We start from the raw sequence: 20,810 nt of genomic DNA, 5'->3' as shown, positions 1-20,810 counted from the left end.
GATAATCTCTCTTGACCCCCTCAAGGTTGCGCAAGTTGATGTTGCAACTACTCTATCTTACAAAAATGAAAAGTGCGCTTTCATTGATAAACTTTGTGATTTAGATGATATATTTGGGGGGTTGATTTTTTCCGCGAATCCCGGTACTTCTTGAACACTCGGCTGAAATGCTCAGGGTTCTCATAACCCGAAGCAAGTACAATGATGATAAATCGCTTACATTTGTGTGCTTTGCCAAAGATTTATTTTTTATTACGTTCATTTACTTCACCCCTTGATGATTCTCAAACAATAATAGAAACCGTGCTCGACTCAGTTTGGTTGAGCCGAGCACAGCTTGCAGAACATTTAAGGATTGATCAATTTCAAATATTGCATCGCTTGTTTGATAAGCACCGCAGCCTCTGCGCGAGTAGCTGCATCTTGTGGAGCAAAGTTTGTTGCTGTTTTCCCATGTACCAATCCTTGGTCAGCGGCTTCCGCTACCGCGCTGCGTGCATAATCCGACAATTTGTCTTGATCGGCAAATTGGGTATTCGTCGCAGCTTCCGGTTGCGATTCTCCCTGAACGAGATGGGCAGCTTTCATCATCATGACGACCATTTGCTCTCTCGTAATCAGTTGATCCGGGTTGAATCTGCCCTCGCCAACACCTTGAACCAAGCCGTACTTCGCGGCTGTACCTACTTCCGATGCATACCACTGGGTGGCAGCAACATCCGTAAATACATCAGGCGTCGTCTCCGTCGGCAATCCCAGTGCTCTTACGAGCAAAGCGGCAAATTGAGCGCGAGTGACTTTCATTTCCGGCGTATACGTGCGATCCGTTGTCCCGTCGATAACCATTTTGGAAGCTAGATTCTCAACATCTTTCTGTGCCCAGTGCCCGTTCATATCGTCAAACGTTTTCTTGTTTTCAACGATCGTGTACATACTGTTCGTATTACGGATCACAGTTACTTCTGTCTTGCCGTCCTTCACGGCGAACACAGACGGTACAAACCGAAGTTTTCCGGTAAGCGGATCAAAAGCAACCGCTGTAGCAGCCGAAGAATCTTGTATGATTCCGTCTACATTCATTACGCGGGTGATAAAGTGATTGCCGAAGTTCGTAATCTCTACTTCTTTATCCTTAGATTTCAGAATCACTTTGTAATCGATAATATCACTTACGCGTTCCAGACCTTTATTCGTCAGAGATTGTTCGAATTGCACTTTATGCTGCGCCTTCACTTTATCCATGCGAACGATCAGGGTTGCGTCTTCGACACTCACGAAACTCGCGACATCCTCACGTCTCAGGATGGAAAGCGGCAAATCATACGTTCCTAAATGACTGTGTACAGTCAGAATGATGTCCGGATTTTCTTTGTAACCATTGGACAAGATCTGAAGCGGAAGTTCTACGGCATTTAATGCATAATCTCCTGGTATTTCAAAATTGAGAACAGAGCGACCCGCTGTTTTGGGGAGATCTGCCAATTTCTTAGCCAGTCGTTCACGATCGATAATTGCCGTTACAGCTGTTTGTTCGTCTTGTACAGGGTCGATCCGAAGCTCCGAATCTTTCGGCACGTATTGGGTTGGATCTTCCTGTGCTGTTGGCGGCGAAGTAGGAACAACAGAAGTGCTTCCACTGTTGCCATTGTCGCTATCAGAACTTTGGCTTGTGATCGAAATCAATTTTTCACCCTTGACTCCCGAACCGTCAGCCGCTGTTGCCACCACTTTCACTACGCCGACCTTCGAAACGGTCAAGAGACCGGAGTCTTTATCAATCGCCGCTTTATTGGTTGGCGATCCATCTGTTTCGTATACATTCCATGTTACAGACGCATTCGTTGCGTTAACTGGTGACACCACAGCACTCATTTGAAGGCTTCCGCCTAGTAAGTTAATAAGATCGCGTGGGCTGGTAACTGTTATGCTTTGAACCAGTACTTCTTTGATCACACTATTTTTAAATACTTGCAGTGCTGTGTCCAAAGCAGCCTTTGCTTGTTGAAGCTGCGCATTGGTGGCAGACTGGTTGTTTAGAACATCCTGAGCGGCATTGATTGCAATTTGCAAAGTTTGTTTCGAGCCTGCAGGATACATGTCGACTGCCGTACCTTCTGTGGCTGCATTAAGCTCCGATCGAGCATTGATGATAACCGTCTCAAGCGCTTTTCTATCGTGGTAGACGCCTTCCGTTACGGTTACATTAGCAACAGCAGGAAGCGTAGTTCCATCTACCGCTCCATTCACGCTAAAGCTGTTTTCCACCGCATACAGGGAAGGATCGATCGCATCCCATTGCACCGCTTTGTTTTGGGTTGTGGCATCGTTATAACGAACCGTTACTGTCTGAGGCAGTTCAGGTTTCGTATAAACAACTGTAAGCACACTTACCGGAACGACTTCCGTTACGGCCACTTGCTCCCACTTCGCATATAGCGTAATATCCGTCGCCTGAACCGCATTCACTGCGAAATCCCAAGGATTTTGCAATGCGGCATCTTGATACCAGCCGCCAAACATATATCCCTTTCTTGTCGGATCCGCTGGCTTCGTTATTTTGGACCCTTCCGTCAATCCGAAAACAGGTCGAACCGTGTTACCGCCATTACTGTCGAAAGTAACTTTCGTGCCTGACTGGAAGTAAGAGAAATCCCACTCCTCATGCCAATAAAATCCGATTGTTCTGTCTTGCGTATTCATATCAATCGGCAGCCATACATACCTGGAATCTTTCAGATTCGAGGCATCCCAACGATCCCCCATAAAAATGAACTTATTCGGAAGGACATTTCCATTTGCATCCCTATACGGAAGCACAAAAGTACTTTGACTGAAGAATGTCTTGTTGTTATTCGTGCCCCTGGCCGGATTGTCTTTATCTTCCCATGGACCTAGAATATTGGTCGCTGTATGATATTGGGCTGCGACTGGTTTCCAGCCGTCAGTACCTGACGTAATCATATAATACACGCCGTCTTGCTTGAAGATCGCCGGAGCCTCTCGACTATGCCAGATAGCTTTAGCCCAATGAACGCCCTCTAGCGACTGGTTTCTCTCGTTCTTCGCAGGAGCTGTATAGTCATCATTCAACTGCATAACAATCTCTGTTTGGTTACCTTCGGATGCGTAGATGAGGTATCCTTTGTCGTCATCGTCGACGAACAACGTCATATCGCGCAGCATACCTTCGCCTTCTTTGCCTCCCCATCCATTATTCGGCAATCTGGATGTACCTAGAAATTTGAATGGACCTGTTGGTGAATCGCTGATCGCAACGCCGCCTTCCGCCGCCCAGTATTCACCAGCGATCGGTCCGTCTTGATGCCACCACATCACATATTTGTCCGTTTTTTTGTTGTAGATGACCTTCGGGCGTTCGACAACTTTATCCCAGTTGAAATCTTTATACATCGCTTGCTTCTCTGCATTCGTTTTGTCCGCATACAAGGCATTTAGCTCAGCTATGCGTTCAGGCGAATTATATTTGCTCAACGATTTGACCGGCGATTTCATTGATCCTGTATAGTCGTCATCTCTCTTTGTAATCGTAACAACACGATTAGGGTCGAATGGTTTCCCGCTAGTCTTGTACGTCTCCGAATTTTCGTCCAAGTACAATGGCAGGTCTCCGGCAGGCAATACATCTTCGCCAAGCTGCGGGTTGTTGAATACCGGCAATACAATCCCTTCATTTTTCCAGTTGAGCAAATCTTCAGAAGAGTACGCGTGAACGCCTGTTACGGGTACATAACCCGAGCCAACATTATCTTCCGATTTGTCTTCGCCATACCAGTAGTACATTTTGTTCTTCTCGTTGTACAGAATTCCTCCGCCATGAGCCTGAATCGGCACGCCTTCCGTATCCAGCCACACTTCACCGCTTTTAATGGAATCGACTTTGCCCAAGCTCAGATATAAATTGTATAAATCCTGCAGAACTTTCGTGTAGTAGGCAATACTTTCTTCGGTTAAGTCGCTAAGAACACCAATCGTTGCTACTTGATTTTCAATCGCAGCTTCCACTTTAGGACTTATTCCCGCAACCGTCCGCAAGCGATTAATGGCCGTCTGCAAACCGCTTGTGTTGAAAGCATCTCCTTTTTTCTGACTGACAGCGATTTCTGCGGTACTTAGCGTATTGCCGTCACCGCCTGTGGTTATGGCCTGAATGGCAACATATCTGGCTTTGCCGGATTTGAAACTAGCCGATTGAGCACTTGGACTGGTTGCGTCAAAAGTGCCGTTTGCTGTAAATTGGAAATTGTCATCCAGATACTTTTGCGTGCCATCTGACGTTTTTCCAGATAAATCGCTATCGCTCAAATAAATTTTAAACTGTTTAATTCTACCGTTCGCTTTATCTTGCCTTGGTGTAACCAAAATCTTGCCAACATCGGCAAAACTCTGACCCAAATCTATCACGATATAATCGCCTGATTTGTATTTTCTTCCGTTTCCATCCCAGTTTGATTCATAGAAAGATGAACTGTTGTTATCTAACATAAGATTGGAAGGATTCGATTGATAAGCTTCTGGTGCATAGAAGAGACGAATTCCGTTAATTTGCTTTTCACCGACATCAATTTTTGCGATTTCGGCTCTAATTTGACCTGCTAGTTTCTCAAGTTCTTCCTGCGTCGCTGTTGGACTGCTCAGCAGCACTGGAGCTTGATCAAGCAGCTTTTGCACATCAATTAAGTAAGATTGATCTTCATGGAAGTCGCGAATGAACGCATCAGCATCGCTAATCGCTCCTGTAAGGCTGGTCTTGTCAATTCTAAATCCAGTCTTGTTAAAGATGTTGAACTCAGCAGCCGATGCATACTGCTTGCCTGCATCGCTTCTTGATTCAAGCGCGGTAAATTTCACATAGGAAGCGCCCGCTGCGTTAAAGGTTGCTGTTTTCTCGGTTTTGTCCGCGTCCCATGTTCCTTCAGCCACTTTGGTGAAAGCGGTACCGTCGGTGCTGACGGAAATTTCAAACTTGGTGACTACTCCATTCCAATCGACATCTTGCCTTGGCAAATATTTCAGCCTATTCACACCGTCATACGCCCTGCCAAGATTGTAAGTGATGGAGTGCGGAAGTGCGGAATAAGAGCCGTCCCATGCCGTATGCCAGTTCGTTCCGGAATCCCCATCCAGCGTCCGCCCCGGTCCTTCACCTGATGCGGAACTGTCAGACGTTGCCGTCATTTGGCTTTGCGGAATGATCCCCGTCTCAGCGGACTTGAGCACGAAGCTATACTCAGCATTTAGTTTATTTAATATCTGAGCTATGTCTTCCTGGCTGGCCAACGTGTTGGATTTAACCGCATTGGCTTCGACAACTAACGACTGCAATTTCGTTGTGTCAACGCTTGCTGCATTTGCTGCAATAAAGTCTTCTGCTCTCGTAACAGCATTGGCGAGCGCTGGCGCATCTACTCTGAAATTGGACTTTCTCATGATGTTAATCTCAGCAGCCGATGCATACTCTGCACCCGATCCGTTCGTTTCATCCGCCTTTAACCTGATATATCTTGCAGATGTTGACGAGAAGGTCGCAGTTTTTTCCGCCTTATCCTTATTCCAAACGCCTTGCGCAACCGGATTGTAAACGGTACCATCAGTGCTCGCTTCGATGGTGTACTTGGTAATAACGCCATTCCAATCTGAATCTTGCCTAGGCAAGTAACTTAACTTGTAAACATCGCTATAGGATTCTCCAAGATCATAAGTAATAGCATGAGGACCTCCATCGTAAGGATCCCACGAAGTATGCCATTTGCTCCAGTTATTCCCATCCAGTGTTTTCTCAGGTCCTTCTCCTGATTGTGCGCTGGTTGCCGTTGCGCTCATCTGACTTTGTGGAATAACCGTGCCGCTTGCATAGGATGCTCCGTCAATAACAAATGTAGTAATTGATTTCGCGCCAACGGAGGCATGCATCGTCTTATCCAATACGGGAACATTCGCCTTCTGGGCTACATTTTCCGTAGCGGAAGATACATATGGCGTTGCAGTCCCGGTGACAGCATCGAACTTTGACAGGTCCAAGGAAATATCTTGACTAGTCGTATCAGGATTTCTATATACGACATAGATTTTATTCTTAGAAGGATCATAAGCGGCTAACGTATTATCATTGTTATCTGCTATGAATCTGGAGCCTTGCGGGATAAACTTGCTGAATTGCTGCATTGCATAATATTTCTTCGTATACCACCACTGCTGCGTATCGAAATCTGCATGCAGGAGACCCCAGTTCATGTTTTCCTTGTCCTTCTGCATGTTTTTCTCGCTCTCAATCGCCTGCCAGAGTACCCAGCCCTTCGGTTCAAGCCATGTAATGTCCGTCATAATTCTTTCCGCTAGAGCCAATGCCGGTTCAATGTCTTCGTGATTGTGAGCAATTCCGGAAGGACCAAGATCCACTTCAGACATCCATAACGGCTTGCCGGCAGCTTTGGCTTGATTGCTGACTCCGTATCGATCATTCCCGCCGTAGGAGTGGGTGTTCATTTTCCCGATATTTGCTTTCGTTGTTTCATCATACGAATTCCAATTGGTTACAAAGGTGTCCAGAACGGATTCATCCATTGCTGCAACTTGAACGGATCCAAGGCCGGCTGCATCCAGTTTCGCACGGGTGGCATTAATGATCTTCATTTGCGATGCAACGTCATAGTGAGAACCTTCTTGCCCCCCGCCGAATCCCCAGTAATTCGTACTAGGTTCGTTAATCGGGGAAAGATAATTGAAATCAATATTCCAATTTTCTTTAAAATGCTTTACAACGCCCGCCATATAGGCAGCAAAATTATCATATTCATCTGGTTTCAAGTTGTCTTTCCCAGAATCCCTATTTCCCGTTGTGCTTCCGCTGACCGTCATATAGTAGGGAGCGGAATTGGAGAACGCTTCCAATTGATTAGCGCCTCTTGCCTTCGCCGCTTGCAGCCACCAACGCTGATTGGCATCTTGCGACCAATCCCATACCCCAGGGGATGGCGAGTATCCAGGAACTTCGCCGCCTTGGCGCATAGTCTCGTAGGCAGGATTTTCACCGCCGCCAATATTGTATCTGGCAATATTGAAATTTAATCCTTGAGGCGAATAGAGCGCATCAGCCAGCGCATTTCTGGTTGCATCGTTCCAGCCGCCTGTTATATTGCCGAACCAGGCGAGTGATGTTCCCCAGCCGTCCCATGATTGCTGCATGTTGCTCGGGTCTAAATTGATTGTCGTAGCGGCGCTAGCCTGCTGAGCAGCTATTCCGAAAAACGTAGGTGTAATTAAAGATAAAGCAAGACAAGAAGTAAATAATTTTCGTCCAACCTTTGTAGTCATCTAAACAACCTCCTTCTAAGATGGCGTAACCACCAAAAACCATAATTTGGAACCGCTTACTGGATTCTCTCAAAAAAACGGAAACCGATTGCAATCGATTTCCCAATAAGACGGGAGGCGATGACTAGGCATCACTCTCCCATTTTCATGCGCAAACCTTACTTGCTTGCTCTTGCTTTTGTCCATTTATCATTCAGATCGTTAGCAATCTTATCAAGTGGCGTTCCGCCCATCATCTCTTGACCAAGCTTTTTCCAATCCAATTGGATCGAGTTTACATATTTGTTGAAGTTGTCTCCGCCTGGAAGAAAGCTGAACTCTTCAACTTTGTTTGTTTTGTAGAAATTATTCAAGAAAGGAACATCGGCTGTAACGCCTTCCATGACAGAGTTTGCTTGCTTCTTGTTCACATAGAAGGTGTAAGCATCCGAACTGAACATCCACTCTTGGAATTTCTTAGCAGCCTCTGCGTTTTTGGATTTGTTATTAATACCGAAGAAATTATCCGTGAACGTCATCACTTTCAGCGGCTCCGTCTCCGAATGACGAGTTGGCAGTGCGAATGCGGCTAAGTCATCAATGTTGCCAACTTTCGTTTGGTATTGCGGCAAGTACCAAAGTCCAGCAGCAATCACCGCTGCCTTTTTCGCTTCAAACAATCCAGTCGCTTGATCATTGCTTAAGCCAAGCGGATCCGCGCCCATTACTTTGGCATCATAAAGGGTTTGAATATCCGTGTAAGCTTTGTAGAATGGCGTACCTTTATCAAAAGGTTTGTCCATTCCGGCAATTTTGTCGTAGTAGTTGGCGTCACCGGATGCCAATATCGGCATGAATTCGTTAAACGGATAGTTCGGCCAGGAATCCTTGCCGCCCATGGCATAAGGCTGATATTTACCGCTCTTTTTAATTTCGGTTAATACGCTTACAAACTGCTCCCACGTTGTTGGAACACTTAAGCCCAACTCTTTAAATACACTCGGATGATAGTAAACAAGTTCAGGGAAAGAGATAACTGGCAATGCTAGAATTTTACCATCTACAGCATATTGCTTAGCTTTCGTATTTTTAGCTGTAACACTCAAATCATTAAGCGGAAGAAGTTCCGCTTTGAAATCATTGATGAAATTCGGTTTCAATTCGATAATATCCGGAAGCTCGTTAGCGGCTAATCTTACTTTCATCGCTTGCAAGTAATCGCCATCACTTTTGAACGTTTCGACTTCCATTTTCACGTTTGGCATAACCGTTGAAAACTCTTTCACTTTTTTAGTCCAGCTATCGAGGAATTCGCTGTCGCTATCCCACATCGCCAGTTTTAATGTAACCGCATTCTCTTTCGTGGTATTTGCTGCAGTAGGAGCAGCAGAGCTGTTGTTGTCCGTAGATGCCACAGGTGCCGTATTGGTACCACACCCTGCTAATCCAAACGTCAAGGCAATTGAAAGTACAGATGTTACTAATCTTTTTTTCATAGTCTTTCTTAACCCCCTCAGGAATACGTAACTTGTTATTTACACCCTTATCTTACAAAAATACAGAATACGCTTTCATTGATATATTTGGTGATTCACTTGATATATTTTGGGGTTAATCTTTTTTCCTTGCGTAGCTATCCCGATACTTCTGAGGACTCATGCCCCGGTATTTTTTGAACACGCGGCTAAAATGTTCAGGGTTCTCATACCCCACTTTCACGGCAATTTCATACATTTTCATATCCGTTTCGATTAGCCTGGTTGCTTCATTGATCCGCAGCTTTGTCACGTATTCAATAAAATGCTCACCCGTTTCTTTGACGAACTGTTTACTGAGATGGCTCTCCGTCACTTGTGCCCACTCGCTAACTTGACCAAGCGTAATTGAATTGCAGTAGTTTTTCTCTACGTAACGCTTGACTCTCTCCACCAATCGCTGCGGGTTTTCTTCCCGTATTTTATCAGGATGCAGCAAATCTGCCAGGCGAAATACAAGCTTCTCAATCCACTGATGCAAGTCTTCACGGAACGTGAATTGTTCAACAATCTCATAAGGTCTTCGCCGCGTTTCTATCACATGCGTCCAGTTCATCCCTTTGGCATGCAGCAATGACCCTATATTCCAAATCAATTCCTCATAAATCGGTAGCGAGTTTTCCAGCGTTACATTGGACATATCGCACAATTGATTTAATCCCGTGTACAATTGCTGCTGCCACTTGCTATCTCCCTTCTCCATGAGATACATCATCACCGTGTAATCATACGGCGTAGGCAGCTGTTTGTCGTGTAGACTTACCGTTTCAGGATAATAGACGCGTCCGGGGCCTTCTGAGAATCGCAGACTGGCCAGACTGCTAGCCTGACTGTATCTAAGGTGCCAGCTTCTCCAGTCTGTGCATGACTCGGCTACCCCGATAGATAGCGACACATTCAGAAAGTTTTTGACCGTATTGCGCAATGAATCCAGAAGTTCCATCACGTGTCCCCGCAAATTCAAAAAGCTTGTGGATGACTCAAAACATAGCAATAGTGCAAGTTCATCCTCTTGGATTTGCAGTAATTCATAGGGGTGCTTGACGATTTCCATGCCTTGTTTAATAATCCTAATGACATGAACATCGTTGTCCGAACTTCCTTCCAACGTCATATTCGTCAGCGGATTTTGTTTATCCGGCATCACGGATATAAGGACATGCTGAAAGTTCGCAAATTGCAGCATCCATTGTGAAAAGGCGTCATCCTGCGTTAAATTATGGCTGTACATGTAATCTTTATCGCATAACAATCCACGAAGCCATGATTCTCGCTGCTTGAGATCAGCGTCCCTATTGTCTTTGTTCAATCTAGCGGAAGAAATCGTGTTTTCTTTTAACTGATTAACGGCTTTCTCGATCACCGGAATGATATGTTCCGGATCAAGATTAGCTTTCTTAATGTAATCCACGGCCCCCAACAAAAACGCTTTCCGTACGAAATCAAAGTCAGAATAGGCGCTGAGTACAATACTCACTGGAGAGACAGCTAAATTCGCTTCCTGCAGCTTGGAAAGCAGCGTAAGGGCATCCATAATCGGCATGGTCATATCGACAATCATTAAATCAATGTCCTGCTGTCTTGATATCCGTTCCCAAGCTTCATGACCATCCGCAGCCTCTGCTACTACCTCGCAGTCCAAATCACTCCACGGAATAATGGCACTCATGGCAAGTCTCACTAGAGGCTCGTCGTCGACGATCATCACTCTAAACATTCTTTTCATCCCCAATCTGAATAAAAGCCGATATGATCATTTAATCCTGAACAATAACCTGATCATATTTTAGCTCGATAACACCTGGAACTTCGTACAGCAAGTAAGAACGACCGCTAACTTCTCCACGAAACGAACTCGGAAAAGACAGGTATTCTTTCTCTGATAGAATGGGAAGAACGGCAATATCAACAGACAGTCCGAACTTATCCTTCAACATCAACGCGGAAAGAAAGTTTTTTTCAATGAGAATAATTCGATCATATTTGGTATCATATAAGCAGAATTTCATAGAATACGTCGACCCCCTTTATCCATCTCTCTGTTCATCTGGATAAAATTATCGTGCTGGCAACATCGGTCTAAGCAGACTTTTCATCAATCAATACACAAGTAGTCGAAGGTTGATCCGGATTATTGACCAAGAGCGGCAATACAACAATGACTTCTGTTCCAACCCCCAACTCACTCTCGATTTCCAATCCATACGGTTCTCCGTAATTTAAGCGAATTCGATCATTGACATTGGCAATGCCTATACCGCTAAGCGACTCCACTTTTTTCTCCTGGAGCAAAGCTTCCATCGTCCGCCGCTCCATCCCCTTCCCATTGTCAGTGATTGTAATGATGAGTTGGTCTCTCTGAGTTTTACATGTAATTTTGACGATTCCCATCGCTTCTTTGCCGTAAAATCCGTGAATAATCGCATTCTCCAAAATGGGCTGCAGAAGCAGCTTGAGAATATAAGTGTGCATCACACTTTCGTCGAGGTCGTATTCGACTTTGAATCGGTCGCCATAGCGAACTTTCATGATATGGATATATTTTTCCAAGCTCTGCAACTCATCGAATAATTGAATGTATGAACCACCCCGATGAAACGTAGAAGATAACAATTTGATGAGAGAATCCGTCATTTCAACCAGATTGGTAGCTTTGGACAACATCGCCATGATTTTTATGGCATTTAAGGTATTGACCAAAAAATGAGGATTAATTTGAGATTGAAGCGCATCTATTTCTGCTCGGTTTTTGAGCCTTTCTTGTTCTTGCCTTTCGATGATGAGTTCCTGGATCCGCCCCGTCATACTTTGAAATGTTTTTCCTAACGAATAAATCTCGAGTGGCCCTGAAAGCTCCAGATCGACATGAAAGGATCCACTTTTCACTCTATTCATTTGATAGATTAATGATTTGATCGGACCTACGATACTACGAACGAGGAAGAACGATACAATCAGAAATATGACCAAACCTGCCGCAGATACATTCATAATAAATTTATATATTTGCCTGACCTGAGAAGTCATCTGATCATACGGAGTAATGTAGATAATTTTCCAATCCGCTCGCTCCATGGTCAGGAAAGTAACAAACATTTGCTCGCCGTAAGCCATGGTTTTAAAATTGCCGGTTTTCTTATCTTGGGCTTGCTCGATCGCCTGCTTTTCGATATTTTGATTTTTATCTTTGCTCGTGTCCAACATGATATTTCCATTCCCATCAAGGATGATAAAGCTGCCGTTTTGGTTGGACGTGGATTCTGCCAGATTCTCGAACATCTTTGCTTGTATCACAAAATAGACCATCTCTACATCGCTGAATGACCTTTCATACGGAGGAGCTATAGCTGCGGACAAAATATATTTATCATTCGACTCAATCAATACGTTCTCTTCAGAACCGAATAATTGGACTCGTCCTTGGTTTTGAAGCGTTTTTTGATAAAGTGACGTCACCTTCAAATAATTTTCGTTGATCCGCGTATCGATGTTATGAAAATGAGTACCCTCAAAAAAGTAGGCGCCCCCGTCGCGATAGATGAACATCGCAGAAACAACGTCAGGCATATCGTGCAAATAATTTTTCAGTTGATTTTCTAGTTGGAAGGAATAATTGAACAAATCTTTGGGTTCCGTGCTGCGATGGAAGGAAGTGGCAAGAGAAATGACATTATTATCCGAGGCAATGGCGGCGACCGTCCTGATATACCTGCTTTTTTCCTGATCAATGGAGTAAGAGACTTGTTCGAGTGTCTGCATCGTACGCGAGGTAATGTTGGTCAGTAAAATATTGGTGTAGGCTCGTAATGACAACAACGCAACTAAAACAATGGGCATCACTACAACGAAAAAGAACATCACGTAAAGGATCGAAGTAATTGGCCATCTTTTTTTGAATATTCTCACTGCTGTATCCCCCCCGTTATCAAGTAACAACTATGCATGTTATTACATATTCCCACATCTGACGGGATAGCTGGGACACCTAGTGTGACGAAGTTGTTACGCTTTCATTAACTATTAAACCCTAATTTCGTCACGTTGCGACATCAACCTACCGTCATCATAAGTTTAATTACTCGCCTCGTCAACACCCTAATACTTCCATTTTATCCCTAAATATAGTAAAGAAAATCAAGAGAAGACATGGCTGCCTTCCCTTGGGAAATTCTAAGTTTAGTTCATGCCTAACAAGGATTATGCCGGTTCCACAACTTCCAGAATCGCTACCCCGTGCGATTCCAGCACCAACGCATGCTCGTAAACTCGGTGAGACAATAAATCCTTATGAGTTCCTTCATTTAATAGAATCACTGTTTCGAAAGCATTATGATTCAACACAAAGGTATACGTTTTGCCTTCTTTGTGTCTGCTCTTAACTTCGACACCATATGGTGCTTGATGAGCTCTGGGCAAATTCAGGCGTTCACACAGGGTTTGGCTGAACTCCTCCAGAAACTTCGCATCAGGGTCTGTTGCTACATAGTACGCTTCGCCTTGCCCGAATTTATTCCGGGTGATTGCTGGCATGCCAGCGTAGAAATCACGTCCATAGCCGCCAAGCGCCTCAGCTCCCTCTAGGTGCAGCAAGTCACATAATAGCCCGCATTCGTATTCTCCCTGGAGCTTTCCGAACGATCCATGCATGATAATGGTGTTCGTCATTTCTGGCTGAAGCGCATCTATTTCCTCTACCCAAATCCCCAGCAGATCACGCAATTCACCTGGATAGCCGCCAAGCGTTACAAGATCGTTCTCATTCACAATCCCACTGAAGAACGATGTGACAAACGTCCCGCCCAGCTTCACAAATGACTCCAGCCGTTCGCTCACGCCAGGTTTCATCATATACATCACTGGAGCAATAATTAATTCATACTTGGAAAAATCGCTAAGCGGACTAATGACATCTATGCTAACGTTTAAATCATAGAACGCTTTGTAATATTTCTGCGCTTGCTTGAGATAATCGAGATCAACGTTAGGACCGCTGGTCATTTCCACCGCATTCCATGTATCAATATCAAACAGCAGCGCTACTTTGGACTCTGTTACAGAATCCAGCAGCGTATCTCCCAATGCGAGCAGTTCTTGTCCCAATTGCGTACACTCTTTAAATACCCTTGTATGCTCATGACCCGCGTGAGCAATCAAAGCGCCATGATACTTCTCGCAGGCTCCGACAGAACGGCGCAATTGGAAAAACATTACCGTATCTGCTCCATGGGCTATCGCCTGATAACTCCAAAGGCGCATAACGCCCGGCCTTTTGAGACTATTGTAAGGCTGCCAGTTTTGTTGGCTTGGCGTCTGCTCCATCAGCATGAATGGCTGTCCATCCTTGAGCCCTCTCATGTAATCATGCCTCATCGCGACGTTGCTCATCGGCTCATTCATTTGAGGATAACTGTCCCAGGAAACAACATCCATATGATCGGCCCATTTCTTTAAATCCAAACCGTTAAATAGTCCCCATATATTCGATGTGATCTTAATATCCGGCGTAATTGCTTTAATCACGTCGTACTCGCCTTGATAACAAGCCAAGATAGAATCTGACATAAATCTCTTATAATCCAGTGCGATTCCTTGAAAGCACTTATTATATCCGTTCAAATTCGTTGGCACTACGATTTCTTCCCATTCATAGACCGTATGAGACCAGAAACTCATATTCCATACACGATTAACGACTTCTAAGGAACCATATTTATTTTGCAGCCAAGTTCGAAATGCTGACGCACAGGTGTCGCAATAGCAATGCGGTCCATATTCGTTGCCGATGTGCCAAATGAGCAATGAGGGGTGATTCCCGTAACGTTCTGCTAATTTGGTTGCCAAGCGCTGAGAAAACATTCGGTAAACGCTGCTGTTTGGACAGAAGTTAACGCGGGAGCCATGCGTGCGCTTTCTTCCGTCAACATCAACGGGAAGCACTTCCGGATACAGCCGCGACATCCAAGCTGGCTGCGCCGCAGTTGATGTAGCCAAGCATAGGAAAATGCCTTCCTTAGAGACGGTGTCAACGATTTTATCCAGCCACTCCAAATCGTAGGTATCCTCCGAGGGCTGCAGCTTCGCCCAGCTGAACACGGGCAGCGTCACGATATTAATGCCCGCTAGTTTAAACATTCTCATATCTTCTTGCCACACTTCTTCAGGCCATTGGTCAGGATTATAATCGCCGCCATAATAGATGTATGGCAGTTTGTCATTAATCATTGGATATACCCCCAAATTGAATAATCGATCAGATCTACTCTTTCATCGCTCCATCCATGAGTCCGGCAAAAATAAATTTACGCAAAACCAAGTAAATCACAATAGTTGGAAGCATAACCAAAATAATAGCAGCTGCCAGCTCATTCCAATAAGTCGCCCGTTCGCCGACAAACGTCATCAGAGCGGTTGATAACGTGCTTAGCTTCTTAGATGGCATGTATAGATACGGAATGTACATGTCATTCATAATATCAACGGCTTTGATAATCGCCAGTGTAGCCGTAGCTGGAAGCAAGAGCGGGAAAAGGATCGAGCGGAAAATCCGGAAATAGGAGGCGCCGTCCAAGAGCGCGCTTTCATCCAATTGCTTCGATATCTTCTCAATGAACTGCAAGTAAATGAAAATTTGCATCAAATCCGTGCCCGCATAAATAATGAGCGGCGCGAAAATTGTGTTGTACAGCCCTAGTGACTTAATGGTTTGAAAACGGGCTACTTCTGTTGTATAAGCGGGAACGACAGATGCCACAATAAATAACAGAAAGATCGTTTTCTTGAAACGGAAATTAAATCGATTCAGCACGAATGCCGTCATTGCTCCGAGAATCGCATTAATGACAACGCTTGATAACGTAACGCTAAGCGAGTTCATTAATCCTACCAGCATATTCGCTTTCTCGAATGCGACGGCGAAATTGTGCAACGACAAGCTCTTCGGAAGCGAAAACGGCGATGTTGCCGCAAGCTCCGGCGATGTTTTGAAAGCTGCGAAAACAACGACAAGCAGCGGTACGAAAATAATTAACGTAATGATCGCTAGAACGACATAATAAAGCGTTTTACCGAGGAGGGAAAACATGCTAGCCTTTTCCAATTTATTTGGCTTGATGGCAATCTCTGTTTGGGACATGCTCATGATGATTTTTCTCCCTTCTCACGGATCAATAAGTTTTGAATGAAACTGAATGCGATGATCATAATCATCAAGATAATGGCCATTGCCGATGCTAAACCATAACTATTGAACTTAAATGCTGTATTGATCGTGAAAATCGTGAACGTACTGCTGGAAGTCCCCGGACCGCCTTGTGTAACTAAGAAAGGAATATCGAATACTTGGAGCGCTCCCCGAATATTCAGGAACAAGATAATTTCAATGACGCGGCGAATGCCTGGCAGAACGATAAAACGAATCTGCTGCATTTTATTGGCTCCGTCAATCGTTGCAGCTTCGTACAGATCGTTCGGAATGGACTGAACGCCCGCTAGAAATAAGATGATATGAAACCCTGCAAACCGCCATAGCGAGATAGCAACAAGCGAATAGTTTACAATTTTCACATCACTTAACCAGTTATGAATCCATCCTTCCAGGCCAATAGCTGTTAACATCTCGTTGATTGGACCGTTTACTGGGTTGTACAAATAGCTGAAAATGTATGCGACAGCTACACCATTGATGATGTAGGGCAATAGAATGATAGAGCGAAAAAATTCACTAGCTCTCATTTTGGCATTTAGCATAACCGCTAATAAAATCTCAAACGGAATCAGCAAGGCATGGATGATAAAATAAAGCCAGTTGTTTGAAAGCGATTGCCACACCTGCGACATTTTGAGCGCTTTCAAATAATTGTCAAATCCCACAAAATTCAATTCCCTGCTGATCCCATTCCAGTCAGTCAAACTGTATTCAAACAGCTTCACGGTAGGGTAAATCAGAAATAACAGCAATAATCCAACCGGCAACGCCAAAAAAGAAACAACAAGCACTCTCTTTTGCATCATGTTATTCATGTGCTACCCTCATTCCTAGATCTCTGATGTTGTAATGACAAGGTATTCCCCTTAAATCATCCTTCTGTAAGGCTAATTTTAGAGAGATTGCACACGCTTTCACATGATAATTTTTGTGCTTTCAATTGATAAATTTTGTTGGCCGATCAAATAAGCCGTTTCCTTTGGACTTGATGAAACGGAAAATTTACATATAGAAAAGCCGCCAGGAAAATTCCTGACGGTTTGATCTACTCCGGCAAACCGATCAAAATCGGTTTATTCCTTAATTGGTTATATCGACCCTGTCCGCTGTTAGGAATGTAGCGGACGAACTCGCATTCTTCGTACCTGTAACCCTTACCTTCAGCGTATGGGAGCCGCTTGATAAGGTCGGACTGGTAAATAGAAGTACGTTGTCAGACCTGGTCGATGCATACTGATCAACGTTAATTTCTGCTCCCCCATCGATGGAAACTGCCGCTATGCCTACATTCGGTGCTTTGGCACCATACCACTGTATTTTCGTGCCGTTAAAGGCCACCTGAAAGTAATTGTTCGTGGTGTTCGAATAGTGGTTATCATTCTGATAGGCTCCGCTTTGACTACCGTAGTAGGACCAGCTTCCCACATAATTGAACTGGTTGCTTCCTGTTCCAGTTGTGTTGTCATTCACTGTTAGGGTTACGGGATTGTACCCGATGTTGTAACTGTCGTTGTCGGTGAGTCTCATCTTAACGGTGTTGCTGTAACCCGAGGGAACCGTAATTGCAGTTTCATAGTTGCCCCAATCCAAATCGTCATAGCCCCATTGGTTATTGATAGCCATGGCAATACTAGTGGATGAAACGCCTGACGGTACAAAGGCATCAACGACAACGTACCCGCTTTTAACGACAACTTTGATCGTATGTGTGCCATTTGACAGTCCCGTATTGCTATAAAGTACCTGTTGGAAATTCTTGCTTGCCGCATTAAGGTTAATATCTGATTGTGCAACCGTTCCGTCTATATAGATATCAGCCGTGCCCAAATTGTTATTCTTGGGTCCTATAAAGCTTATGCCTGTGCCTGTAAATGTATATTGCGCATAGGCGCCTACCGTATTGCTGTATTTTTCCGTACCTTTGTAATCTCCTGCATCACTAAAAGCTGTCCATGTTCCGCTGTAGCTAATGGAAGAATCCCTCTCATCAATCCAATTTTTATTCAGCTCCATTCTCACCGCTGCCGTACCGTCCGATTCGGCCCTTAATCGGTTATTGGAGCCAGACATGATGGCCGAGGCATAAGTGATATATTCCTTCTGGCTTCTGAAATCATTCGTGCCGCGCCCTCCGGCATCGCCCTTTCCAAAGAGGAAGAAATCCTTCATGTCCTGCGACCATGACCACGTAGGTTTGACTCTGTACGTATCATTGTTTCCGCTAATCTTATTGGCCACTCCCGTATTTCTACCGATATGATCAGCAGGATATGCGGACCACAAGCCTTTCCGATCCCAGCTCAATCGATCGACTGAACCTGATACATCATAGATAACACCAGTCTCTTTCGCCCCCGCTATCGGATTGGTAAGACTATACCCGGTAGTAACGAGTCCTGCGCCATCTACACTTACCGTGAAGTTGGCACCCATGGTGCCGTATGCGCCGGAAATGCTAATAACAGCTTGGTTACCTTGCACGGATTGGCTTATGCCGGATAGTGACCATGCTGGAAGATCGACAGGCGCCAGATTTATTCTCGGTCCGCCAACAATAATTGTGCTTCCGTTATAGGTTCCGCTTGTTACCTGTCCCGAAGATTTACTGAATACGACATTGAAGTTGGAGCCGGATACGGTAATGCTCGAAGCGTTTTCAGTTACACTTGGAGCAGGCCCCTGAACAGCTGGGAACGTTTTCACTGGCGTCCCTATAGACAGGTTGTATTCATCAAACAGTTTCGAAGACTTAACCGCTTTAATATTTAGAATATCGCCGTTCTGCCAGTTTCGTGCTGGAATGACGAGTGTACCATTGCCATGGGGTGCTAAGTTCAGGTTGGTTATGCTGCCTGAATCAGAACCTGCGCTCCAGTTAAAGAAAATTTCATTAAAATTCGTATGGTCAAACCAATTCTTAATCGGTATTTGCAGCGTATTGCCACTGCCTGGATTCGCGACAGGAGCATCCGTTATACGTACGGGAGAATAAGCCTTTTTGGTCAACCAGAATTCAGGCTTATCCCTTCTCCAGCCATCAATAATTCCCCATTCACCATAACCTCCACTCGAGTTTGGCGACTGAAATACCTCGTCCGTAGAAGCCCATATCGCACCTCCGAGCGCCCCGCTGGTAGGGAACATGTTTTCCCAGAATTTCTTGATGCTTTCTCCCCAAAAATTTCTGGCATTCGGATCACGCTGCTGCGTAGCCGTATTGTATGCGTTTACATGAACATACTCGTCATGCAGCGTAGGCTGCGCCGCAGACGGGGCCATATTTCCATTATAATTGGGATAGTGCGAACTGTTAATGTCGGCTGCTGTATTCCCCCAACTTACGATGGTAAGCCTAGTCGGGTCCTCCGCTTTGGCATAATCAAGCTCTTTCTGGAAATTGGCTCCCCAAGCTGTTTCATTTCCCAATGACCAAACGATAATGGAGGGATGACTCAAATCCTTTTCCAGCATCTCCGAGAACTGGTTCATATAATTAGCAGTGAAGTTCGGATCACTAACGGTATTCGGATTTGCCCCCCATTCGCCACCCTGCCATACTACCGCGCTTTCTTCCTCTACATATACGCCGTACTTGTCAGCGGCATCAAGGAAAGCATCCGAACGCGGATAATGCGACGTTCGAATGAAATTAATGTTGCCGTCGGCAAATTTGGCAACCGTCGCATCATCAAGCGCATCATTCGTTGCCCGCCCCAATAAGGGATCTATATCATGCACATTGACGCCTCTTAGCTTAATTTCCTTGCCGTTTACGAACACTTGATTACCGCTCTTAACGACTTTCCTGAAGCCTATTTTTTTGGTAATTGTTTGTACGATAGAACCTCCGACAGCTAAGTTTGCCGTTAGTGTATACAAATTAGGGTGCTCCGCATCCCATTTCTGCGGTGAAGCTACAGGCATACTTACGGTACTTTCAGCCGTCGATGCTGAGAGGTTCATTGAACTTGGACTGATCGCAACATTATTCCCCTGTGGATCTTTCAGGTTAAAGTTGAGTGTCGCGTTACTTGCGCCATTGAAGTATACGCTTCCTGAAACATTCAAAGTCGCATTTGTATACGTTGCATCAAAATCCGTCGATGCATGAAGCCTGGTTGCATAGCTCTGAGGTAAAGCTACAAGCTTAACGTCTCTCAATATGCCTCCGATATTATGCTTCGCATATTGATCCTCATTCGATATATCATTTGACTTGTCGGTAACACCTACCGTAATCCAAGCTGACTGCCCTGGGGTGACATAGTTGGTTATATCTGCATCCCACCCCGAGAAGCCTCCGCTATGATCTCGGACATAATTCCCGTTTACCCACACCCGTGCATAACTGTATACCCCTTCAAATCTTAATACAACCCGCTTGCCGCTATAATCCGAAGGAATGCTAACCTGTTTTTTGTAAGGGTATTCATAATTCTGTATGATGTTAAAACTTTGCATATACGCTTCACCAGGCACCTGTATATCGCTCCATGATGAAGGATCTACCGCGTTCTGCCAAAAATTTGCCGGAGTCGTCATATTAAATTTCCAGGTTCCACTTAGACTAATGACAGGATTCGCAACGCCGGATACCGATGTCGGTATAGGTACGATCTGGGGTCTTGACCAAACTGCATTTGCCTCAGCTGATTGGGGAGCAAATTGCACGAAACATGTAAAAAGTATCATGACAATTAAATAGATACTCAACCCTTTTTTTGTTCTCATTAACCATCCTCCTCAAATTGAATACAACC

The 20,810-nt window shown here is 44.7% G+C and carries 9 protein-coding genes; all 9 read right to left on the bottom strand.

All coding sequences use genetic code 11. The features are described from left to right. Positions 1 to 348: 348 nt before the first annotated feature. The 9 genes from HQN90_RS13930 to HQN90_RS13890 all read right to left on the bottom strand — a co-directional run bounded on the left by HQN90_RS13930 (position 349) and on the right by HQN90_RS13890 (position 20,781). Positions 349 to 7,332 (bottom strand): discoidin domain-containing protein, encoded by a 6,984-nt coding sequence (locus tag HQN90_RS13930; protein WP_173219289.1) that lies wholly within the window; start codon positions 7,330 to 7,332, stop codon positions 349 to 351. A gap of 158 nt (positions 7,333 to 7,490) precedes the next feature. Continuing rightward, positions 7,491 to 8,807, bottom strand: coding sequence for an ABC transporter substrate-binding protein (locus tag HQN90_RS13925; protein ID WP_173219286.1), 1,317 nt, complete (start codon positions 8,805 to 8,807; stop codon positions 7,491 to 7,493). Positions 8,808 to 8,922: 115 nt separating this feature from the next. Next, a complete protein-coding gene (locus HQN90_RS13920) occupies positions 8,923 to 10,563 on the bottom strand; it encodes a helix-turn-helix domain-containing protein (protein WP_173219283.1) in 1,641 nt (546 codons plus the stop codon). Positions 10,564 to 10,603: 40 nt separating this feature from the next. Continuing rightward, positions 10,604 to 10,855: a hypothetical protein gene (locus HQN90_RS13915; protein WP_173219280.1), complete on the bottom strand. Its 252-nt coding sequence runs from the start codon at positions 10,853 to 10,855 to the stop codon at positions 10,604 to 10,606. A 70-nt stretch (positions 10,856 to 10,925) separates the two neighbouring features. Further along, positions 10,926 to 12,752: a histidine kinase gene (locus HQN90_RS39605; protein ID WP_173219277.1), complete on the bottom strand. Its 1,827-nt coding sequence runs from the start codon at positions 12,750 to 12,752 to the stop codon at positions 10,926 to 10,928. A gap of 291 nt (positions 12,753 to 13,043) precedes the next feature. Then, complete coding sequence (locus tag HQN90_RS13905) at positions 13,044 to 15,068, bottom strand: beta-galactosidase (RefSeq protein ID WP_173219274.1); 2,025 nt, start codon at positions 15,066 to 15,068, stop codon at positions 13,044 to 13,046. A gap of 34 nt (positions 15,069 to 15,102) precedes the next feature. After that, entirely contained in the window at positions 15,103 to 15,984 is an 882-nt protein-coding gene (locus HQN90_RS13900; protein ID WP_246362332.1) for a carbohydrate ABC transporter permease, read from the bottom strand. After that, on the bottom strand, positions 15,981 to 16,865 hold the full coding sequence (locus HQN90_RS13895) for a carbohydrate ABC transporter permease (protein WP_173219271.1): 885 nt from the start codon (positions 16,863 to 16,865) through the stop codon (positions 15,981 to 15,983). Before HQN90_RS13895 ends, HQN90_RS13900 begins: the two co-directional genes overlap by 4 nt. A 265-nt stretch (positions 16,866 to 17,130) precedes the next feature. After that, entirely contained in the window at positions 17,131 to 20,781 is a 3,651-nt protein-coding gene (locus HQN90_RS13890; RefSeq protein WP_173219268.1) for a glycoside hydrolase family 2 TIM barrel-domain containing protein, read from the bottom strand. Positions 20,782 to 20,810: the final 29 nt, after the last annotated feature.

This window comes from Paenibacillus alba (assembly GCF_013204855.1).
Taxonomy (GTDB): Bacteria; Bacillota; Bacilli; order Paenibacillales; family NBRC-103111; genus Paenibacillus_E; species Paenibacillus_E alba.
This window is presented reverse-complemented; position numbering and strand designations above follow the sequence as displayed.